A 21,011-nucleotide genomic window follows, 5' to 3' on the forward strand; every position below is an offset into this window, starting at 1 on the left:
ATCCCATTCCAGACCGTGTCGAAGTGCTCGAACGTGATCGGCCACGGCAGGATCGACGTGGATCCCCTCGGCCGGAACGCGAAGACCAGCATCCAGTAGAAGGGCACCAGCGTGAACAGCAGGTACAGGCCCAGCGGGACGTAGATCTGCCAGCGGCGCGCCCCCCTCATGACTTGGCTCCGAACTTGCTCAGCCGCAGGTAGGCGATGGAGAAGAAGGTCAGGATCAGGAACGCCACCGTGGTCAACGCGGTCGCGTAGCCGAAGTTGTGCGACTGGGCGGCCTGCTGCGCGACGTACAGCGGCAGCGTGGTGGTCTGGTGCGCGGGACCGCCGCCGGTCAGCGTGTAGAGCAGGTCGACGTTGTTGAACTCCCACACCGAGCGCAGCAGCGTGGACAGGATGATCGCGTCCCGCAGATGCGGCAGCGTGATGTGCAGGAATCGGCGCAACCGGCTCGCGCCATCCACGGCGGCGGCCTCGTACAGGTCCTTCGACACCGACTGCAGGTCGGCCAGGAGCAGGATGGCGAAGAACGGCACCCCACGCCACAGCTCGGCCAGCACAGCCGCCCAGAACACGGTATCCGGGTTCGCCAGCGGGGCCGCCCCATACTCCATCAACCCCATGTCCGCCAGATAGCGCGACATCCCGGTGAACGGGTTGTACAGCAGCACCCAGATCGCGGTGGTCAGCACCCCGGAGACCGCCCACGGGGAGAAGACCAGCGCCCGTGACAACGCCCGACCGACGAAGCTCTCGTTGACGATCAGCGCGAGCGCGAGCCCGAGCAGCAACTGCAGCACGACCTCGACGACCACCCACTTGACGCTGAAGCCGAGGCTCTGCCAGAAGATCGGGTCCTCGAACAGCAGCGTGCGGAAGTTCTCCAGCCCGGCGAAGCCGTTGTCCCAGGGTTTGGTCACGTTGTAGTGCTGGAGGCTGTAGTACAGCACGCTGCCCATCGGGTAGACGAGGAACCCGAGCATCGCGATCAACGACGGCGCGATCAGCACATATGGTGTCCAAGGTCCCGCTCGGCGTGGTGGCGCCAACGTGCACGACTCCTTCGGGGGCAGGGGTGCAATCGGTTGCAGGAAACGTTGCGGTAGCACGACCGCAACGTCAATGGCGTGGAAGCGCGCCGGCGCCACCATCAGGGCAAATGCCGAAATCTCGAAATTTTCGGTCTCATGGCCTGGCCTTTTACCCGGCGCGCGGAGGAAAGTGGGGACATGACCGCCGACGACCAGCCCCAGCCGCTTCCCAAGCTAGCGGTGATCGCCCGTGAGGCCGGCGTGTCCGTCGCAACCGTTTCCAAAGCGCTCAACGGCAGATCCGACGTCTCCCCCCATACCCGCCGCCTGATCGCCGAGGTGCTGGAGCGGCGCGGCTACCCCAGACAGCGCGTCAAGCCGGCGCGCGGCAGCCTGGTCGACGTCATGCTGCAGGGCCTGGACTCGGTGTACGCGCTGGCGATCCTCGGCGGCGTCGAGGACGCGGCCTGGCGGCTGGGCGTGGACCTGGTGGTCTCCGCGGTGGTCGACCGCACCAAGAACGGCCAGCCGCCGCCTGCCTGGCTGGACCGGATCAGTGCCCGCGACAGCGCGGGCGTGCTGCTGGTGCGCACGTCGCCGACCGCCACGCAGCGGACGTGGCTGGCCGACCGCGGAATCCCGACGGTGATCGTGGACCCCCGGCGCAAGCCCTCGCCCGGGGTGCCGGTCGTCGTCTCGGCCAACCGGGCCGGCGCCAGGACCGCCACCGAGCACCTGATCAACCTCGGACACGAGCGCATCGCCATCGTCACCGGCCGCCCGGGGGTGCCGTGCGCGGCCGAGCGGCTGGCCGGCTACCGCGACGCCATGGCCGCGGCCGGGCTACGGGTGGACCCGCGGTGGGAAGTGTGCGGATATTTCCAGACCGAGGGTGCCTCGCGGGCCACCCGGGAACTGCTCGCCACGCTCCCCGAGCCGCCGACCGCCGTCTTCGCCTGCTCCGACTCGATGGCCGTCGGGGTCTACCAGGCCCTCGGCGAGCACGGGCTCCATGTGCCCGATGACGTGAGCGTGGTCGGCTACGACGACTCGTGGGCGGCCGAGCATGTCTCACCGGCCCTGACGACCGTCCGCCAGCCGTGGCCCGAGCTGGGCTCCGCTGCCCTGACCGCGCTGCTGTCCGGCGCGCCCGCGACCCGCACGGAGTTGCCCACGGCCCTCGTCATCAGATCGAGCACGGGTGGGTCCCCGCGGGTCTGAGCATGTAGCCCGCGCCACGCACCGTATGGATCATCGGCCCATGCTCGTTGTCGATCTTGCGGCGCAGGTAGGAAATTGCCTGTGAGCAGCGTACGGGCCCGTTTCCCGAGCCTCGCGCGGATCCTGAGAAAGAACCCGATAAAGAGCTGAAAATCGCATGAGAGAAGTCGTGTGGTGGAGATCACGGAATACAGGTCAGGGCCACGAGCTGCGCTCATGCGATTCATATGGTCGTGACAGATCGCTCTTAGATTCGGCTTGCAGAGTGTTCGGCATGAGGACGGCCTTCGGGAGCTGAATACAGATGTTCGGCCAGGTCCGTCCCGGATTGGATTGTTAACTCGTGCGCTTCGCCAAGCCCCTCACCGTGACCCTCGTCAGTGCGGCCCTGCTCACCCTGCCGTTCTCGGGCGCCGCCCTCGCGGACACGCCCAAGCCCCAGCCCACAGTGACGATCACGACGCTGGATCCGGCGCAGCCCGTGAACGTGTACCCGGCGTGGGACCAGGACGCCAAGCGCCGGGTCGCGGTCAAGGTCTCCGTGGAGCCCGGCCGCGTGCGGGCCGGCGACACCTACGAGGTGACGATCGTGGCCAAGGGCGTTTCCTCGGGCAGGGCCACGGTGACGAGCCCTGAGGGCAAGACGTACCGCGTGGCGCTGTCCGGCGGCCGCGCCACTCTCACGCTGACCGCGCCGGCCAAGTCCAAGCCGGGCAAGAAGACCGTGACCGTCAAGGTCGGCAACAAGGTCGCCACCGCCTCGTTCACCGTGGTCGACGCCAAGAAGCCGCGTGACGACCGCCACCACGACGGGCGATGACCGCACCCCTTTCCGAGCCACCCCGCCGAGACCAGCCCATTGGATCCCTCTCCCCTGCTGGTCTCGGCGGGGTCATTGTGTGTGCCTCCAGGCCGCTAGATCTGATCTAGCGGCCTTTCTCGCGCCTGGAGAGTGACGGCGCAGAAGGGAGGGGGCGGACCATGAGCCCGTTGCGGGTAACGGTGATCATCGGCAGCACCCGGGTCGGGCGCGTCGGCGACGCGGTCGGGCACTGGTTCGCCGAGCGCGCCCGCTGCCGTGAGGACCTCGCGGTCGAGGTGCTCGACCTGGCCGGGTACGCCTTTCCCGGCTGCTATCCGGCCGCCGCCACCCCCGCCATGCGTGGCTTCACCGCGGCGGTCGGCGGCGCGGAGGCGTTCGTGGTGGTCACGCCCGAGTACAACCGCAGCTTCCCCGCCTCGCTCAAGCAGGCGATCGACTTCGCCTACGACGAGTGGCAGGCCAAGCCGGTCGGATTCGTGGCCTACGGCTCAGGCTCGGCCGGACTCTACGCGGTCGAGCAGCTCCGTACAGTCTTCTGCGCCCTGCACGCCGTCACCATGCGCGACTGGGTAGGGCTGGACCTGCTCGGGGAGGGCTTCGAGGGATGCGGGCGGCCCCGCGACACCGACGACCGGCTGCGTGCGATCGCGGCCATGCTCGACCAGCTCACGTGGTGGGGCCGCGCCCTGCGGGACGCCCGCCGCGCCCAGCCGTACGTCTCGTGACTTCAGGGAAAGGATGATCATGCTGGCGATAGAGACCTCAGGACTGGTCAAGACCTTCGGCGACACCCGGGCCGTCGACGGACTCGACCTCAAGGTGCCGGCCGGCGCCGTGTACGGCGTGCTCGGCCCCAACGGCGCGGGCAAGACGACCGCGGTGCGCATGCTGGCCACGCTGCTGAAACCGGACGGCGGTCAGGCGAGCGTGTTCGGGCACGACGTGGTACGCGAGGCGGACGCCGTACGGAGCCGGGTGAGCCTGACCGGCCAGTACGCCTCCGTGGACGAGGAGATGACCGGCGAGGAGAACCTGATCCTGCTCGCCCGCCTGCTCGGCCACCGCAAGCCCGCCGCCAGGGAGCGGGCGGCACAACTGCTGGAGGCGTTCGGGCTGGCGGAGGCCGGGGGGCGGCAGGTCAAGACGTACTCGGGCGGCATGCGGCGGCGCATCGACATCGCGGCCAGCATCCTCAACACGCCCGACCTGCTCTTCCTGGACGAGCCGACCACCGGGCTGGACCCGCGCAGCCGCAACAACGTCTGGGACATCGTCCGCATCGTCGTGGCCCACGGCACCACAGTGCTGCTGACCACGCAATACCTGGAGGAGGCCGACCGGCTCGCGAGCCGCATCGCGGTCATCGACCACGGCAGGGTCATCGCCGAGGGCACTCCGGGCGAGCTGAAGTCGTCCGTCGGCGCGGGCTCGGTCCACGTACGGCTGCGTGACCCGGCCACCCGCCCCGACGCCGAGCGGGTGCTGGCTGAAACCCTGGACGCGCCCGTCTACCTGGAGTCCGACCCGGTCGCCCTGACCGCGCGCGTCACCGGGAGCGGCAACGAGGCGGAGCAGGCCTCGCGTGCCCTCCACCGGCTGGCCGAGGCCGGCATCGTCGTCGACGACTTCTCCCTCGGCCAGCCCAGCCTGGACGAGGTCTTCCTGGCCCTCACCGACCACCGCGCCACCGAGGAGGCGGCAGCATGAGCACAACTACCGAGAGCGGCACCACGTACGCGCCCGCGGCCGACGCCCTGGGCACGGTCCTGGCGCCGGGGGCGAGACCGCCGCGGCCGAGCGCCTGGTCGGCGTCGGTCACGTTCGGCTGGCGGGCGATGTTGAAGATCAAGCACGTGCCCGAGCAGCTCTTCGACGTGACGGCGTTCCCCCTGATGATGACGCTGATGTTCACGTACCTGTTCGGCGGCGCGCTGGCCGGGTCGCCGACCGAATACCTACAGTTCCTGCTGCCGGGCATCATGGTGACGAGCGTCGTGATGATCACTATGTACACCGGTGTGGAGGTCAACAAGGACATCGAGAAGGGGGTCTTCGACCGCTTCCGCACCCTGCCGATCTGGCGGCCATCCACCATGGTCGGCTACCTGCTGGGCGACCTGCTGCGGTACACGATCGCCTCGGTCGTCATCCTGGCGGTCGGGCTGGTGCTGGGCTTCCGCCCGCTGGGCGGGGTCACCGGCGCGGTGGGCGGAATCCTGCTCCTGCTCGCCTTCTCGTTCGCGTTCTCCTGGTTGTGGACCATGTTCGGGCTGCTGTTGCGCAGCGAGAAGTCGGTGATGGGGGTCAGCATGCTGGTGCTGATGCCGCTGACCTTCCTGAGCAACGTCTATGTCGATCCGTCCACCATGCCGGGCTGGCTGCAGGTGTTCGTGAACGCCAGCCCGATCACCCACCTGGTGAGCGCCGTACGGTCCCTGATGGGCGGCACGCCGGACGCCGGTGAGATCACGTGGGTCCTGGTGTCCTCAGGTGTCCTGATCGCGGTCTTCGGCACGCTGACCATGCGGCTCTACAACCGCAAGTAAGCCGCGTCTGTGCCCGGTCCCCCGGGCACAGATGGGTTATGCCAGAGAACAGCTTCGACGAACGGACCGCGGAGACGTACGAAGCCAAGTGGCCTGAACTGTTCGACCCGGCGGTGGTCGATCCGGTGGTGGACTTCCTCGTCGAGCTTGCCGGATCCGGCGCCGCTCTCGAACTTGGCGTCGGCACCGGCCGCATCGCCCTGCCGCTCAGCCGGCGCGGTGTCCCCGTGCACGGGATCGAGCTGTCCCCGGCCATGGCGGCGCGGCTGCGGGCCGCGCCCGGCTCGGAGAACGTCGGCGTGACGATCGGCGACTTCGCGACCACCAGGGTGAGCGGGCCCTTCAAGGTGGCGTACCTGGTGCGCAACACGATCACCAACCTGACGACGCAGGACGAGCAGGTCGAGTGCTTCCGCTCGGTGGCGGCGCAGTTGGAGCCGGGCGGCTGCTTCGTCATCGAGGTGTACGTCCCCGAGCTGCGCCGGCTCCCGCCCGGCCAGACCGTCCACCCGTTCACCGTGACGCCCGAGCACCTGGGTTTCGAGGAGTACGACGTCGCGACGCAGATCGCGTACTCCCATCACTACTGGGTGGTGGACGGTCAGCTCGAGACCCGCTCGACGCCGCACCGCTACGTGTGGCCGGCGGAGCTGGATCTCATGGCGCGGCTGGCCGGGATGACGTTGCACGAGCGCTGGGCCGGCTGGAAACGGGAGCCCTTCACCGGCGAGAGCCGCAGCCATGTATCGGTGTGGCGGAAGACGTGATTCGGTCTCATATCTGATCGGCGATCACACTGGAACGGCCCCTCCGAGGTTGTTACGGTTTACGCGACCAACGACGATCATCAAGGGGTTCCCCATGACCGAGTCCTCGGCGATGCCGCTGCACATGCGGCGGGTGGAGTTCGACCCGGCTCCGGAGCTGGCGGCGGCACGTGACGAGGAGGGGGTCAAGCGGGTCCCCAGCGTGTACGGCGGCGGGGCGGAGGCCTGGCTCGTGACCCGGTACGCAGATGTACGCGAGGTGCTCGGCGACGCCGAGCGATTCAAGATCGCACCACAGACCATTGCCCGGCTCCCTGGAGCGCCGGAGCTGACCAAGGAGCAGCTCGCCAAGATCAACGCGGGCAATCTGATCGGCGTGGACCCGCCAGAGCACACGCGGCTGCGGCGCATGCTGACCCCCGAGTTCACGATCCGGCGCATGCGCCGTCTGGAGCCGCGGATCAAGCGCATCATCGACGACCACCTGGACGCGATGGAGGCCGCCGGGTCCCCGGCCGACCTGGTGTCGTCGTTCGCGCTGCCGATCCCGTCGCTGGTGATCTGCGAGCTGCTCGGCGTCCCGTACGAGGAGCGCGAGGGCTTCCAATACCGCTCCAGCAGGATGCTCGACATGACCGTGCCCGCCGAGGAGCGGGTGGGGCTGCAGTTCCAGGCGCGCGCTTACATGGAGGACCTGGTCCGGCGCATCCAGGCGGACCCGGGCGAGGACCTGCTCGGCATGCTGGTCCGCGAGCACGGCGACGACCTGACCACCGACGAGCTCATCGGCATCGGGAGCCTGCTGCTGTTCGCCGGGCACGAGACCACCTCCAACATGCTCTCCCTGGGCACGCTGGCGCTGCTGCGTCACCCCGAGCAGCTGGAGCTGCTGAAGAAGGAGCCCGAGTGGATCGACGGCGCGGTGGAGGAGCTGCTGCGCTGGCTCAGCATCGTGAACTCGGGCACCACCAAGGTCGCCACGACCGATGTCGAGCTCGGCGGGAAGAAGATCGCGGCCGGCGACCTGGTGATCTGCGCCCTGTCCGCCGCCAACCGCGACCCTGGGCTCATGGCCGACGCGGACAAGTTCGACCTCGTACGCGGCCTGCCCGGCCACGTCGCCTTCGGTCACGGCGTCCACCACTGCCTGGGGGCCCCGCTCGCCCGCATGGAGCTGAAGATCGCATTCCCGGCGCTGTTCCGGCGGTTCCCCGGGTTGCGCCCGACAGAGAACACACCGCAGTTCCGCTCGTCCAGCATCGTCTACGGCCTGTCCTCCCTGGAGGTCGCCTGGTAGCGGATGTGCCGGTGGCTTGGTCGGTGGCTTTGTCGGTGGCGGCGGGTAGCGTGAACAACCGTCATGCCTATCGACGCCGCCACACACGAGCTCATCGGCAGGGACCACCCTGCCGCGTTGCTGCGTGCCGAGATCACCCGGCTGATCGGTAGCCACGGCGGCCTGGTGCTGGTCACGGGCGAGGCGGGCATCGGCAAGACCACGCTCGTCACGAGCGCGGCGCGCGAGGCCAGGCGGCAGGGCGCGCTGGTGGTGGGCGGCGCGTGCTGGGACTCCGGCAGCGCCCCGGGCTACTGGCCGTGGACCCAGGTCATCCGGGCCCTGCGCCGCGGGGCCGAGCCGGAGGAGTGGGCCGCGGCGCAGGCGGCAGCGGGCGCCAGCCTGGCCGCCCTCCTCGGCGAGGCCCCGATGCCGGACGGTGACCAGGCTCGGCAGGGGCAGTCCCCCTTCCTCACGGTCACCCCGGGCGGGGACGAGGTTCCCGACACCTTCAGGCTCTACGACGCCGTCACCTCCGCCCTGGTCGCGCTCGCGCAACGCCGCCCGGTCGTGATCGTCATCGACGACCTGCACGTGGCAGACCCCGCCTCGCTGCGGCTGCTGGAGTTCGCGGCCCAGCAGACCTGGTTCGAGCGGCTGCTGCTGATCGGCACCTACCGCGACGCCGAGGTGGAGCCGGTCGACCACCCGCTGCGCGACCTGCTGTCACCGCTCGTCGCCAAGGCCACCACCATCACACTCACCGGCCTCGACGAGGCGGGGGTCGCGGCCCTCATGGCCCGCACCGCCGGCCAGGAGCCACCGCCTGACCTGGTCGCCGAGGTCCATCTGCGCACGGGCGGCAACCCGTTCTTCGTCGAGCAGACCGCCCGGTTGTGGCGCAGCGGCGGCTCGGCCACCGCCGTCGCGCCCGGCATCCGCGACGCGTTGCTGCGCCGTCTCTCCCTGTTGCCGCGGCCGGTCGCCGAGTTGCTGCCGGCGGCGGCCGTGCTGGGGCGCGAGTTCCACCGGCAGGTGCTGGCCGCGACCGTGGCGGCGCCGGTCGCGCACGTGGACCGGCTGCTGGAGCTGGCCGTGGTGGCCAGGCTCGTGGTGACCAAGGGCGGCGGCGCGTTCGCCTTCGCGCACGACCTGGTCCGCGAGACCCTCTACGACTCTTTGGCCGACCCACGCGACCTGCACGCCGCAGTGGTCACCGCCCTCGATCGCGCACCCGGCCTCGCGGACTCCTCCGGCCTCGCGGGCAGGATCCTGCCGAGCGACCTGGCCAGGCACGCTTACCTGGCGGGCGACCACATCGACCCCGGCCGGGCGACGGGCCTGCTGCTCGCCGCGGCCCGGGACGCGCGGGGCCGGATGGCGGGCGAGGAGCAGCTGGGCCACCTGCGGCGGGCATACGAGGTGAGCGCCGCCGCCGATCCCCGCACCCACGCGATCGTCGCACTCGAGCTCGGCAAGGAGCTGCACCACACGGGCGCAGGCGACGAGGCACAGCGCCTCTTCGAGCAGGCCGCCGCCATCGCCGACGACCTCGACGACGCCGAGCTGCCCGCCCGCGTCGCCCTGACCCTCCGCTCCCACTACGGCCGTGACAAGGCCCTCGACCGGCTGAGACAGGCCCACGCCAGACTGGTCGGCGGCCCGGCGCCGGACGACCGGCTCGCGCTCGACCTGGTCGTCCGCCTCGCCCAGCTGGCCAGGCAGGGAGGCGACGACGACGCGCTGGCGTTCAGCCTGTGGGCGCACCACGACATCATCTGGGGCCCGGGCACCGCCGCCGAACGTGTGGCGCTGACCGGCGAGCTGGTCACCCTCGCCCGCCGCACCTCGGACCCCGAGCTGGAGCACTTCGCCAGGGCGCTGCGCTGGGTGGCCATGATCGAGCAGGGCGACCCCCGCTACCTCGACCACTTCCACGACTACGCCGCCAAGGGCCGCCGTACCGAGCAACCGCACTTCGTCATGACCGCGGCGATCGACGAAAGCATCATCGCGGCCCTCGCCGGTCGCTTCGCCGAAGCCGAGACACTGCTGTCGGACGTCCGCCTGGACACTCACCACGGCCACATGGTCTACATGCTGCGGCACCACCGCTGGGCGATGTCGTGGCTACAAGGCCGGCTCGAGGAGCAGGAGGAGATGCTCAACGAGCTCAGAGGCAGCAGCCACCCGTGCCCAGGGTTGCTGGAGGCGCTGACGGCGCTGCAGAGCGGCGACGTCGAACTCGCCCTGCGCCACTTGGCCGACAGCGAGCCCCGCGACCGCATGTCTCAGCCGCTCCGGCTGCGCCTGCAGGCCGAGCTGGCGGCGGCCACCCAGGACTCGGAGCTGTGCGCCACGGCCCGAGCCGCGCTGTCCCCGCACCGCGGTCAATGGGCCGTGGCGCTGCTGGGCTGGGACATCAGCGGGCCTTACGACCTGTGGCTCGGCATGGTGGACGCGGCGGAGGGCCGCTGGGACGCGGCCGTCGACAACCTCACCGCCGCTTACCGCTCCGCCGACCGCATGCAGGCCCGGCCGTGGTCGGTCCTGGCCCGGGCGCACCTGGCCGAGACGCTGCTCACCCGTGCGTCGCCCGGCGACGTGGAAGCGGCGAAACCCCTCCTGGACGGCGTCCGCCGGGACGCGGCCGAGCTGGGCATGCCGCACGTGCTGGAGTCCGTACGCCCGCCGCGCCAGACCCAGCCGCCCACCCTGCCGTGGGACGGCCCGCACGTCGCCGGCCAGGACAACGCGCCGGGCTTGCTCGGAAACGCCTGGACACCCCTGCCGGTCCGGCCGAGAAACCCGGCGCAGCACGCGCCGAGCGCAGAATTCCGGCGGGATGGGGCAGTCTGGTCGCTGGTCTTCGCCGGCCGAGCCGCACACATGCCGGACGCGAAAGGCCTACGCGACCTGCACACCCTCCTCAGCCGCCCGGGCGAGGACGTGCCTGCCGTACACCTGCTGGACCCGGAAGGCGGCGAGCTCGTCGTGGCGGCCCGCAGGATGGGCGGCGACGACGTGCTCGACGAGGAGGCCAAGACCCGCTACCGGCGTCGCCTGACCCAGCTGGACGAGGAGATCGACCGGGCCGTGGAGCGGGGCGACGACGGGCGAGCGGCCGAGTTCGACCGGGAGCGCGCGGCGCTGCTGGAGGAGCTGCGGGCGGCGGCGGGCCTCGGCGGCCGTACCCGCCGCCTGGGAGACGAGGCCGAGCGGGCCCGCAAGACGGTCACGGCCAGGATCCGCGACGTGCTTCGCAAACTCGATCACACCCACCCCGAGCTGGCCGCCCACCTGCGCGCTTCCATCTCCACCGGGTCGACGTGCCGCTACCAGCCGGAGGACGAGACCACCTGGCGCCTCTGAGCGCCCAGCGCCGCGTGTCATGGCACGGGATGTCTTGAGGACGGAACATCCATCGACTGCCGCGGGCTCATGGTCTGCGGGCCACTCCGCACACAGCGCTCACCACAGTGGCCGGATCGTCCCAGCGGTCCGGCTCAGGCCGCCACTCCGGCGTGGACACCACGCCGGGCTCCACCAGCTCCAGGCCGGTGAAAAAGCCGGCAATCCGCTCCGGACTGCGCAGCTGGTAGGTGTTGGCGGCGCTCTTGTTGTACGCGGAGACCGCCTCGATCAGGGCCGGGTTGGTGTTCGTGCCGTCGCTCAGCACCAGATAGCTTCCGGCGGCGAGGGGCTCCAACAGCCGGTCGACGATGCCCTGCGGATCGTCATCGTCGGTCAGCTGCCCTGCGATGCTCAGCATCATGAGCGCGATCGGCCGGGAGAAGTCCAGCGTCCTGACCGCCTGCCCCAGAATGAGGTCGGGACGGCGGACATCGGCGTCGATGTAGGCCGTGGCGCCTTCTGACGTGCTGGTGAGCAGGGCCCGGGCGTGCGCCAGCACGATCGGATCGTTGTCCACGTAAACCACGCGCGATTCTGGCGCGAGCCCCTGTGCGACCTCGTGCGTGTTGTTCGCCGTGGGCAGCCCGGTGCCGATATCCAGGAATTGCCGGATCCCGGCCTCCTTCACCAGGTAGCGCACGGCACGAATGAGGAATTCGCGCTGCAGCCGGGCGACCATCGCGAAGTCGGGAAACAACCGCAGCAGGGTCTGGCCGGCCTCGCGGTCCACCTGGAAGTGATCTTTGCCGCCCAGCAGGAAGTCCCACACCCTCGCAGAGTGCGGCACGGTGGTGTCGACGCGGGCCCAAGCCGACGCGGCGGCGTTGCTGTCACTCACAATGAAACATCATTCCACGCCAATAGTCTCGAATGTGCTTATTGCCGGTGAACAAGCTGATCCGGTGCGGTCACGTCCGGGGATCCGCCCAGCCCGAAGACCTGGCGTCTCTGGGCAGTCAGTGCCACGCCCCGTCAGCGAGATTCGCGTCCTTGAAGCTGCCCTCCGCGACGCGCCGCGGCACCTCTTCCCATTCACGAAGCACCCGCCGCCTGCCGTCAGGAATGCTGGGCCAGTCTCCCCGAGTGACCGGTTTCCCCGCGTAGCGAGGCTCCCACGTGATCGCGTACAAGCCGCCGATGTCAGGCACCAGAGCTTTCAGCGCATGAATCGCACGGCGGTGATACCACTTGCAGACGGCCGTGATAGCAAGTCCCGCCGTCAGCGCTTCGCGCAGGAACGGCAGCGCCAGCTCGACGTTCTGCCAGGTATTGATGGATCGATCCTCGTACCGGATGACGCCGTCGGGCACACCGCGATCGAGCAACAGGCGATGGAAGGTACGTCCCTCGACAATGCCGTTGTGGCGATTGACCCCGCCCGTACAGATGATGAGGGGGGCAAGCCCTCGGTGATATCGCTCGGCCGCGATATCGACGGGTTGGACTTGGTTGGTGCCGAAGAGAATATGCGCGGTGGGCTGGCCCTCAGGAGGAGGGGCTTCGATGTCGACGAACGCAGTAATGACAGCGATCTGCTCCGGAGTGATGGCGTCGTCGGTCATTCGCGATCCTCACAAGGTCGACGTCCTGCCGGAGCGCGGACTGCCTCCAGATAGCGGGCGTGGTATTCCGCGGACTGGCGAGCCTGGGGGAATTGCTGTGTCAGGACCTTGTCGAGCTTGCCCGCGAGCACCATGGTCGGCCAGGCCGGGCGGCTGCCTGCGAGCGCGGCTTGGCCTGCGGCTACGGACTCATCCAAGCGGCCAAGACCGGCCTGGGCCAGTCCCAGGATGAGCAGCGAGCGCGCATAGCCGGATGGGTGCTCGCCACGTTGGCACGCCTCCGGCTGGTAGACGGTCTGGATCACGCGGTTGGTGGCGACCACAGCCTCTTCATTGCGGCCTGCGAACAGCAGAGACGTTGCGGTGTACGGCGGGTCTTCCGCCAGATTGATGGAGAAGGCACCTGTCACAGGGGCATCGGCGGGAAGCACCGCGATCGCTTTGCTCGCTCGACGTCGAGCGCTTGTCATGCGGTCGGCGTCGCCAGCCATCGCCGCCGCGCGCATCTCCTGCGAGGCCAGCTTGGCGTAAGCGACCGTGCCCTCAGAGGCGTTCTTCTGGCCCTTGACGGAGAGGATCGCCGACTGGCGCGGTTGCCAATGATACCACGCGACCATCGCTCGGGTTAGAAGGGCCCATGCCGCCAGCTCAGGATGTCGTGTCTCCCGGCTGCGGCGCTCGGCGTCGGAACACCACACCCGGGCTGACGCGTGCTGGCCCATGTCGCAGGCGGCCACGGCAAGCAGGTGAGACAGCCAACCGACGGCAAGCACGAGGTCGGTACGGGACGAAACTGATCCCACATGCTGGAGCATGCGGCTCGCATATGTCCTGACCGTGAGGAGTTCGTCGTACACGTCCGCCGGGGGAAGAGTGCAGATCGTCACCGCGTAGTGGTCGATGAGTTCGCCGATGCCATCCACAACACCGCCGAGTGGTTCCCCGGCAATTGCATCGAGGGCCTGGATGATGCGTTGTTCCCGGTGCAAGCACATGGCGGGCACGCTGGCGGCCGCGATCCCCTGCCTCAGGAACGTCCGGCGTAGCACCTCGCCCACCTGCTCCACATCGTCAGTGGGTTCAGTGTATGGAGCGACCGAAGCCTTCCTATTCGGCGCTCTTCGGAGCGTCTCCAGATCGACCTTGAAAAGGTCTGCCAGAGCGGGGAGCCAGGCACGCGGCCGCACTCGGCCCTGCTCCCACCGTCCGATCTCGTGCCGGGTGAGCGTGAACGTGCCAGTGATGGCGCACAGCTCATCCGCCAACTGCTGCTGCGTCATTCCAGCCGCATCCCGCAAGTGTTTCAGCAGGTCCGGAAGCGAGAGATCCGGTGTTTCCACCTGATGATCCCTTTCGGTCGGCGCGTGGGCATGCTGTGAGCACACAAGTGGGCACGCATTGTGTGCCCCTCCATCGTGCCCTGAAGGAGCGCATGCTGCACAGGTATCACCGCAGCTCAAATGAGCGGCGACGAAGCCGCGCACAGCCTCTCACCCAGTAGGGGAACGACCTCATGGCAGCCTCACTCGACCCCGTCGACACCACCATGCGAGTCAACGCGGCTCGGCTCAGCTCCGAATCTGCTGCACGGCTCTGCTACGTGCGGAGCGGCCCGGTGACGACTTCCCCGCTGCACCGCACGATCCGGCGCAGGTCCGGGCGTCCTGCCAGAGCGCTGCCGCGACGCCTGGCCTGCGCCATGCCGCTGGCCAACGACAACCCTTTGGAGAAGACTCTCGTGATCCATGAAAGTCGCGGACCCAGTTGGTGGGCGCTGTGACGACGACCAGGAGGTTCCCCGGCTGGGAGATCATGGAAGGTGCTGGAGGCGGCTACATCGCCTTTCGCGCCATCTTGGTGCCTGACGACAGCGGGCTCTCCAACGTACGCTGCGGTGCCACGCTGTCCGAGCTGTTCCGGCACCTGGCGCAGGAAATGCGCCGCCAGGAGCGGCCGCCACCCAGACATCAGCTTCCAGGAAGCCGATTCCGCCTTCCCCAATCCATAGCGTAGCCGTACGCTCACGAAGAGCTTTGCATTAGCCGAAAGAGAGCCTTTGCATGGGCAAGCATAAGGACCCCAAGAGCCCCAAGGACCAGCCGTTCCAGGCCGATCCCAGGAAGGTCACGCCTGACCACCACGAGGAGTCGGGCGGTAAGCACGCGGACGACAAGGGCAAGGGAGGCAAGAAATAGTGGATGAGGCTGCCACCGCACAGCGCATCGAGCGACTGGTCGAGTACATCAGCAGGCTGGAGGACATCCAGGGCTTCGTCGTTGCAGCCTTCCGCGCGGTGCCTCGCCACCCTTTCATCCCTGATGTGGCACTGGCCACGCCCGGCAGTCCTGATGAGGCATTCGTCATCGATCGGGACAGCGATCCCGAGACCTGGTGGGACACCGTTTACTCCCGGGCTCCCATCGTGACCCAGCTCGACGATGGCACCACCGACATCAGGGCCCGCGTAGGGGACTACACGTCCTCCTCCTCAGCGCCCAGCACGGTCGCGCACCTGCTGCAACTCCTCGACCCCGAGCCTGACGACCGGGTGCTGGAGGTGGGCACCGGCACGGGGTGGACGGCCGCGTTGCTCGCTCACCTGGTCGGCCCGCACGGAAGCGTGATGTCGATGGAGATAGATGAGGCCGTGGCCGAGCAGGCCGCCAAGAATCTCGCCGCAGTGGGCGTGCAGCCACATCTGATTGTCGGCGATGGCGCGGAGGGTTGTCCCGAGCGAGCACCGTACGATCGCGTACACGTCACATGCGGTATCCGAACAGTCCCGTACGCGTGGATCGAGCAGTGCCGGCCGGGAGGGGTCATCGTAGCCCCGTATTGCCCCGGCTTTGGCGACGATCACGTGTTGCGGCTCGTGACCCTGCCGGACGGCACCGCGATCGGCCGCTTTCCTGGCTACGCCTCATACATGATGATGCGCTCCCAGCGGCCCCTGCCGTATGCCGCCGATGACGGCAGCGGTCGACGCCACCCGACCCAGGTGCACCCCCGCACCATCGGACTCGCACCGCCCGGCGCCGACCTGGCGATGGCGGCCATCACCGGCCTGTACGCGCACATCATCCGCGAAGAGGCTCGATTTCTGACATACGTGATGGACCCGGCCGACCCCGGCCAGTGGGCAGTGGCCGTCCACCAACGCGGCAACCCCGACCACACCGTCTACCAGATGGGCCACCGTGCCTTGTGGGAGGAGGTGACCGACGCCTACTTCCGATGGGTCGGCTGGGGCGAGCCCGGACGTGACCGGTTCGGGATGACGGTGACCTCGGAAGGGCAGTGCGTTTGGCTGGACACACCCGATCAGGTGCTCAATCGCGGGTGATGCGGGTGCCGATGTCCTCGCCTTGGCAGATCGCGCTCATCGCGCCCACCTCGGCGACGTCGAAGACGTGCATGAGGAGGCCCTGCTCGTCAGCGAGGACGAAGGCGCTCTGGTCCATCACCCGGACCCCGGCCGCCAGCGCCTCCTTGTAGGTGAGGGTGGTGAAGCGTTTGGCGTCGAGGTGGAGGTTCGGATCGCGATCGTAGACGCCGTCCACGCCGCGCTTGGCGACCAGCAGCGCGTCCGCTTCGAGCTCGAGCGCCCGCTGGACCGCTGGGTAGTCGGTGGTGACGTACGGCTGCCCGATCCCGCCTGCCAGCAGCACGATCAGGCCGCGCCGCAGGTGGCGGTCGGCGCGTAGCCGGATGAACGGCTCGGCGACGCTCTGCATCGGCACCGCCGTCATCACTCGCACGTCCGACTCGGATCGTGCGGTCAGGACACCGCGCAGCATCAGCGCGTTCATCACCGTACCGAGCATGCCGATGTTATCGGCCTCGGCGCGTCCGATGCCCCATCCTTCGGACATCCGGCCTCGGAAGTAGTTTCCGCCGCCGATCACGACGGCGAGTTCCACGCCGAGTGCATGCACAGAGAGCAGCTCGTCCGCGAGCTGGGCGAGACTCGCCGGATCAGCGCCCCAGCCCGAAGGCCCGGCCAGCGCCTCACCGCTGAGTTTGACTACGACACGTGCATAACGGCCCACGATTCCCACGCCTCCAGCCGGCCGCACGATCGGCGACCCTGGCAAGGGTAGCCCGCAGGCTCAGCCCAGAACCGCGCCGATCGTGGTCATGATGGGGATGGACAGGACCGTGGTGATGAGGACGGCGCTGCGGGCCAGGCGCCGGCCCGTGTCGTAGTTCACCGCGTACACGTAGATGTTCTGCGCCGTGGGCAGCGCGGCGAACAACGTGGCGGCCAGCAACGCTCTGTCGTCGAGGCCCAGGGCGAAGCGGGCGGTCAGGTACGCGATCGCGGGCTGGACGACGGCTTTCAGCGCGACCACGAGACCGATGTCCCAGCCGAGGCCGCCGCTCTTCTCGGTGGGCGCGTGCTGGGAGCCGTACAGGCTGAGGCCGTAGGCGAGCAGGGCGACGGGGATGGCGGCGCCGCCGAGCAGCTCGATCGGGCGCATGACCGTGACGGGGAGGGAGAGGCCGGTCAGGGCGCAGGCCAGGCCCAGGAGGGAGGCCACCGTGAGGGGGTTGCGGAACGGGAGCAGGAGGGCCGAGCGGATCGATCTGGCTCCCTTGTCGAGGATCAGGAAGGAGATCGGGGTGATGACGATCAGCTGGAAGAGGAGGATGGGCGCGACCAGGGCGCCGTCGCCCAGCACGTAGATGGAGATGGGGACGCCGAGGTTGCCGGCGTTGACGTAGGAGGAGGCCAGGGCGCCGATCGTGGCTTCTCGGCGGTCCCTGCGCCAGAGCAGCTTCGCCACCAGCACGTACGCCAGTTGCACGCACACCACGGCCACGACCTCGGTCAGCAGCACCGGTGACAGGAGCGTGGCCAGGTCGGCGCGGGAGACCGTGGCGAACATCAGTGCCGGTGTCGCGACGAAGAAGGCCAGCCGGGACAGGACCAGCTCGTCGCTGGCACGCAGTAAGCCGCCGGCGCCGACGAGGTAGCCGAGCACGGCAACGGACACCAGGGCGGCGAACGCCGCGACAACCCCCGACACGCTGAACTGACCTCCGAAAATCGGACGTTAAGGAGCGTATCGGGTTGCTCTGGTGCGGGTTACGCTGCGTCCATGCGTGTAGTGGTCATCGGCGCCAGCGGTCATATCGGCACTTATCTGGTCCCAAGGCTCGTCGAAGCAGGTCACGACGTGGTCGCGGTGAGCAGGGGCAAGCGGGACCCCTACAGCCCGCACGGGGCGTGGCAGCGGGTCACCACCGTCACGGCCGACCGGGACGCGGAGGATGCCGATGGGACGTTCGGGCGGCGGATCGTCGAGTTGGAGGGCGACGTCGTCATCGACCTCATCTGCTTCGAGGAGGACAGCGCGCGGCACCTCGCCGAAGCGCTCCACGGGCGGGTGCGGCAGTTCCTGCACTGCGGGACGATCTGGACGCACGGGCCGAGCGCGCAGGTGCCGACGACCGAGGATCGGCCGAAGGCGCCGCTCGGGGACTATGGCCGGAAGAAGGCCGCCATCGAGGCATATCTGCTGGAGCGGGCCCATCGGGATGGCTTCCCCGTGACGATCATTCATCCCGGGCACATCACCGGCCCTGGGTGGGTTCCGGTCAATCCTGCCGGAAACGTCAATCCCGCCGTCTTCCAGACGCTGGCGGACGGGGAAGAGCTGGCGCTGCCGAACTTCGGCCTGGAGACCGTACAGCACGTGCACGCCGATGACGTGGCGCGCATCTTCATGGACGCGATCGCCAATCCGTCCGTGGCCGTGGGCGAGAGCTTCCACGCGGTCGCCACGAGCGCGCTGACGCTGCGTGGATACGCCGAGGCGGTGGCCGGGTGGTTCGGGCGGGAGGCGCGGCTGACGTACCTGCCGTGGGAGCAGTGGCGGGCCACGGTGTCCGAGTTCGACGCGCAGGTCACGCTCGACCACATCTCCTACAGCCCGCACTGCAGCATGGAGAAGGCCGAGCGGCTGCTGGGCCACCGGCCGCGCTACACGCCGCTCGAGGCCATCTCCGAGGCCGTGAACTGGCTGGCCAGATCGGGCGTCATCAGCACCTGAAGCTGACCGGAAGGGGTCCGAGCATGCGGAAGGCCATGGCTCCTCTGCTCGTCACGATTCTCGCCGTCTTCTCCGCGCAGCAGCTGCTCACGCCGGTGCTGGCGCCGCTGGCGCGAGAGCTGGCGCTGACGGAGACGCAGCTCGGGCTGGTGATCACGATTTCCGCGGCCACCCTGACCGTGGCCAGCCCGATGTGGGGGCGGGCCATGCGGAGGATGCGGTTGCGTACGGTGTTGCTGAGCGGGCTCGGGCTTGCGGGCGCCGGCCTGATCGGGTTCGCCGTGGCGGTCACTCTCGGGCTGGAAGAAGTGGTGCCGCCGCCGGTCACGTTCGCCTTGATGATCGCCACTCGTAGCCTTCTGTTCGGCCTCGGGCTTGCCGCGTTGCCTGTCGCCGCCCTCACCGTGGCGGGGCTCGTCACGACTGGGGAGGCCGATCGGACCAGGGTCACCGGGCTGGTCGGTGCGGCGCAGGGGCTGTCGCTGGTGGTCGGGCCCGCGGGTGGCGGCGTGCTGGCCGTGGCCTCGCTGCTGCTGCCCCTCTACGTGTCGCCGGTGATCTGCCTGCTGCTGGCGGTCTGGGTGCTGGTGGTCGTACGGCGTGAGCCTGCCAGAGCGCCCCAAGGAGTCGAGGGTCCCCGGCCGCGGTTGTGGGATGCGCGGTTGTGGCCGTTGTTCGCGATCGGCTTCTGTGTTTTCCTCTCGCTCGGGCTCGTGCAGGTGATCCTGGGATTCCTGATCGCCGACCGCCTGCATGTGGATCCGCAGGCCACGGCGGGCGGCGTGGGCCTGGCGCTCGCCGTGGCGGGCATCGTGATCGTCGGCGTGCAGGGAGCGCTCGTGCCGGCGCTGGGGTGGCGGGCGCTCCGGCTGATCCGGGTCGGGGCGCCCATCGCGGTGGCCGCGTTCGGGCTGCTCGCCGTCGCCCACAGCCTGTGGCTGATCACCGTGGCGTTCGGGCTGCTCGGCGTGGGGCTGGGGCTCGCCATGCCGGGGGTCGCTGCGGCGCCGGGCCTGCTCGTCGGGCCTGAGGGGCAGAGCTCGATCTCCGGGCTGGTCAACGCCGTCATCGGGTCGACGTTCGTGGTGGGGCCGCTGTTGTCCACCGCCCTGTACGAGATCAGCCCGGTGGCCCCGGTCCTGGCCGCGTTCGTCGCGGCGACGACGGCCGTGGCACTGGCGTGGTTGTCACCGGCTGCCCGCCACGCGAAGGCCGCGGCCGAGGCCGTCGCCGCACCGTGACCGTCACCCGGTCAGCGCGCCGGACTCCTCGGGCGCTCACGGCGTTCCGAGTCTCATATGTCGAGAGCGATCGTCTTATTCAATAAGACGTCCTCTAGAGTCTCCCGGCATGACACCTTGGGAGATGGCCGCGGTGCTGGCGGCCGGCGTGGCGGGCGGGGCCATCAACACCGTCGTGGGGTCCGGATCGTTGATCACGTTCCCCACGCTGCTGGCCGTCGGCCTGCCACCGATCACCGCCAACGTCTCCAACAACATCGGCCTCGTCTCCGGCGGCTTCACCGGCGTCATGGGCTACCGGCCCGAGCTGAAGGGCCAGCGCGAGCGCCTGCTCAAGCTGGCCCCCGCTTCGGCCATCGGCTCACTGATCGGCGGCTTCCTGCTGCTCAACCTGCCTGAGAGCAGCTTCAACCTGATCGTGAGCGTGCTGATCGCGATCTCCTGCACGCTGGTCCTGATCCAGCCCAGGCTCAGCCGCCTGCTCAACGCGCCGGAGCTCAACCCCGCGTCGAGCTCCGGTGCGCACGGCGGGCCGTGGCTGTGGCTGGGCACGCTGGCGGCCGGCATGTTCGGCGGCTACTTCGGCGCCGGGCAGGGCATCCTGCTTCTCGGCGTGATGGGCATCCTCCTCGCCGATGACCTGCAGCGGTTGAACGCGGCGAAGAACGTGCTCGTGCTGCTGGTGAACTCGGTGGCCGCCGTGCTGTATGCGGTGGTGGCCGACGTGGACTGGCTCGCGGTGCTGCTGGTCGCGCTTGGTTCGATGGCGGGCGGCTTCCTCGGGGCCAGGGTCGGGCGGAGACTGCCACAGCCGGTCCTGCGCGGTGTGATCGTCTGCATCGGCGTCGTGGCGATCGTGAAACTCCTCACAGACTAGAGAGCTTGCGGCATAAATGAAAATCGTTACCATTGTCGGCTATGCACCCCGATCGTCGTGCCTTCCTTTCCTCCGCCGCCATCGTCCTCGCCGGATGTGCCGTCCCATCTGAATCCGGGACCGTGTCGTCGCAGCCCCGAAGGGGTGGAAGGTTGCGGGCGGCGTTCGCGGGCGGCGGGGCTCAGGAGAGCG

At 69.1% G+C, this 21,011-nt stretch carries 21 protein-coding genes; 14 read left to right on the forward strand and 7 right to left on the reverse strand.

Annotated elements, in window-relative coordinates; all coding sequences use genetic code 11:
- Positions 1-166: 166 nt before the first annotated feature.
- Entirely contained in the window at positions 167-1,015 is an 849-nt protein-coding gene (locus tag Q9G87_RS53015; RefSeq protein ID WP_305924316.1) for a carbohydrate ABC transporter permease, read from the reverse strand.
- 219 nt (positions 1,016-1,234) lie between these two features.
- Between Q9G87_RS53015 and Q9G87_RS53020 the strand changes: the two genes are divergently transcribed.
- Entirely contained in the window at positions 1,235-2,257 is a 1,023-nt protein-coding gene (locus Q9G87_RS53020; RefSeq protein ID WP_305924317.1) for a LacI family DNA-binding transcriptional regulator, read from the forward strand.
- Here Q9G87_RS53020 and Q9G87_RS61125 read toward each other — a convergent pair.
- Positions 2,223-2,411: a winged helix-turn-helix domain-containing protein gene (locus Q9G87_RS61125; RefSeq protein WP_371825975.1), complete on the reverse strand. Its 189-nt coding sequence runs from the start codon at positions 2,409-2,411 to the stop codon at positions 2,223-2,225. The genes Q9G87_RS53020 and Q9G87_RS61125 overlap by 35 nt on opposite strands.
- A 189-nt stretch (positions 2,412-2,600) precedes the next feature.
- Between Q9G87_RS61125 and Q9G87_RS53030 the strand changes: the two genes are divergently transcribed.
- The 7 genes from Q9G87_RS53030 (at position 2,601) to Q9G87_RS53060 (ending at position 11,041) form a co-directional block, all read left to right on the forward strand.
- Complete coding sequence (locus Q9G87_RS53030; RefSeq protein WP_305924318.1) at positions 2,601-3,077, forward strand: hypothetical protein; 477 nt, start codon at positions 2,601-2,603, stop codon at positions 3,075-3,077.
- A gap of 161 nt (positions 3,078-3,238) precedes the next feature.
- On the forward strand, positions 3,239-3,805 hold the full coding sequence (locus Q9G87_RS53035; protein ID WP_305924319.1) for an NADPH-dependent FMN reductase: 567 nt from the start codon (positions 3,239-3,241) through the stop codon (positions 3,803-3,805).
- A gap of 13 nt (positions 3,806-3,818) precedes the next feature.
- Positions 3,819-4,787, forward strand: coding sequence for an ATP-binding cassette domain-containing protein (locus tag Q9G87_RS53040; protein WP_305924320.1), 969 nt, complete (start codon positions 3,819-3,821; stop codon positions 4,785-4,787).
- On the forward strand, positions 4,784-5,626 hold the full coding sequence (locus Q9G87_RS53045) for an ABC transporter permease (protein WP_305924321.1): 843 nt from the start codon (positions 4,784-4,786) through the stop codon (positions 5,624-5,626). The genes Q9G87_RS53040 and Q9G87_RS53045 overlap by 4 nt, the downstream gene beginning before the upstream one ends.
- 38 nt (positions 5,627-5,664) lie before the next feature.
- The gene (locus tag Q9G87_RS53050) at positions 5,665-6,393 is read left to right on the forward strand and encodes a class I SAM-dependent DNA methyltransferase (protein WP_305924322.1); all 729 of its coding nucleotides are present in this window, start codon (positions 5,665-5,667) and stop codon (positions 6,391-6,393) included.
- 94 nt (positions 6,394-6,487) lie between these two features.
- Positions 6,488-7,690, forward strand: a complete 1,203-nt coding sequence (locus Q9G87_RS53055; protein WP_305924323.1) for a cytochrome P450 — start codon at positions 6,488-6,490, stop codon at positions 7,688-7,690.
- Between the two features lie 63 nt (positions 7,691-7,753).
- Positions 7,754-11,041 carry an ATP-binding protein gene (locus Q9G87_RS53060; protein WP_305924324.1) on the forward strand — a complete coding sequence of 1,096 codons (3,288 nt, stop codon included), beginning with the start codon at positions 7,754-7,756 and terminating at the stop codon, positions 11,039-11,041.
- Positions 11,042-11,108: 67 nt separating this feature from the next.
- Here Q9G87_RS53060 and Q9G87_RS53065 read toward each other — a convergent pair whose 3' ends face one another.
- The 3 genes from Q9G87_RS53065 to Q9G87_RS53075 all read right to left on the reverse strand — a co-directional run bounded on the left by Q9G87_RS53065 (position 11,109) and on the right by Q9G87_RS53075 (position 13,985).
- A complete protein-coding gene (locus tag Q9G87_RS53065; protein WP_305924399.1) occupies positions 11,109-11,924 on the reverse strand; it encodes an SAM-dependent methyltransferase in 816 nt (271 codons plus the stop codon).
- A 115-nt stretch (positions 11,925-12,039) separates the two neighbouring features.
- Positions 12,040-12,645 carry a YdcF family protein gene (locus Q9G87_RS53070; RefSeq protein WP_305924325.1) on the reverse strand — a complete coding sequence of 202 codons (606 nt, stop codon included), beginning with the start codon at positions 12,643-12,645 and terminating at the stop codon, positions 12,040-12,042.
- On the reverse strand, positions 12,642-13,985 hold the full coding sequence (locus Q9G87_RS53075; protein ID WP_305924326.1) for a helix-turn-helix domain-containing protein: 1,344 nt from the start codon (positions 13,983-13,985) through the stop codon (positions 12,642-12,644). The genes Q9G87_RS53070 and Q9G87_RS53075 overlap by 4 nt, the downstream gene beginning before the upstream one ends.
- A 275-nt stretch (positions 13,986-14,260) precedes the next feature.
- Here Q9G87_RS53075 and Q9G87_RS53080 point away from each other — a divergent pair, with 275 nt between their 5' ends.
- The 3 genes from Q9G87_RS53080 to Q9G87_RS53090 all read left to right on the forward strand — a co-directional run bounded on the left by Q9G87_RS53080 (position 14,261) and on the right by Q9G87_RS53090 (position 15,988).
- Complete coding sequence (locus Q9G87_RS53080) at positions 14,261-14,425, forward strand: hypothetical protein (protein ID WP_305924327.1); 165 nt, start codon at positions 14,261-14,263, stop codon at positions 14,423-14,425.
- A 280-nt stretch (positions 14,426-14,705) separates the two neighbouring features.
- Positions 14,706-14,840, forward strand: coding sequence for a hypothetical protein (locus tag Q9G87_RS53085; protein ID WP_305924328.1), 135 nt, complete (start codon positions 14,706-14,708; stop codon positions 14,838-14,840).
- Positions 14,840-15,988: a methyltransferase domain-containing protein gene (locus Q9G87_RS53090; protein WP_305924329.1), complete on the forward strand. Its 1,149-nt coding sequence runs from the start codon at positions 14,840-14,842 to the stop codon at positions 15,986-15,988. The genes Q9G87_RS53085 and Q9G87_RS53090 overlap by 1 nt, the downstream gene beginning before the upstream one ends.
- Here Q9G87_RS53090 and pyrH read toward each other — a convergent pair.
- Complete coding sequence (gene pyrH, locus Q9G87_RS53095; RefSeq protein WP_305924330.1) at positions 15,975-16,694, reverse strand: UMP kinase; 720 nt, start codon at positions 16,692-16,694, stop codon at positions 15,975-15,977. The two genes, Q9G87_RS53090 and pyrH, sit on opposite strands and share 14 nt — an antisense overlap.
- 60 nt (positions 16,695-16,754) lie before the next feature.
- Positions 16,755-17,675 (reverse strand): AEC family transporter, encoded by a 921-nt coding sequence (locus tag Q9G87_RS53100; RefSeq protein WP_305924331.1) that lies wholly within the window; start codon positions 17,673-17,675, stop codon positions 16,755-16,757.
- Positions 17,676-17,747: 72 nt separating this feature from the next.
- Between Q9G87_RS53100 and Q9G87_RS53105 the strand changes: the two genes are divergently transcribed.
- The 3 genes from Q9G87_RS53105 to Q9G87_RS53115 all read left to right on the forward strand — a co-directional run bounded on the left by Q9G87_RS53105 (position 17,748) and on the right by Q9G87_RS53115 (position 20,819).
- Entirely contained in the window at positions 17,748-18,701 is a 954-nt protein-coding gene (locus Q9G87_RS53105) for an NAD-dependent epimerase/dehydratase family protein (protein WP_305924332.1), read from the forward strand.
- 23 nt (positions 18,702-18,724) lie between these two features.
- Positions 18,725-19,942, forward strand: a complete 1,218-nt coding sequence (locus Q9G87_RS53110) for an MFS transporter (protein WP_305924333.1) — start codon at positions 18,725-18,727, stop codon at positions 19,940-19,942.
- A gap of 109 nt (positions 19,943-20,051) precedes the next feature.
- Complete coding sequence (locus tag Q9G87_RS53115) at positions 20,052-20,819, forward strand: sulfite exporter TauE/SafE family protein (protein ID WP_305924334.1); 768 nt, start codon at positions 20,052-20,054, stop codon at positions 20,817-20,819.
- Positions 20,820-21,011 lie beyond the last annotated feature (192 nt).

Source organism: Nonomuraea turcica (genome assembly GCF_030718205.1).
In the GTDB taxonomy this organism is placed as follows: Bacteria; Actinomycetota; Actinomycetes; order Streptosporangiales; family Streptosporangiaceae; genus Nonomuraea.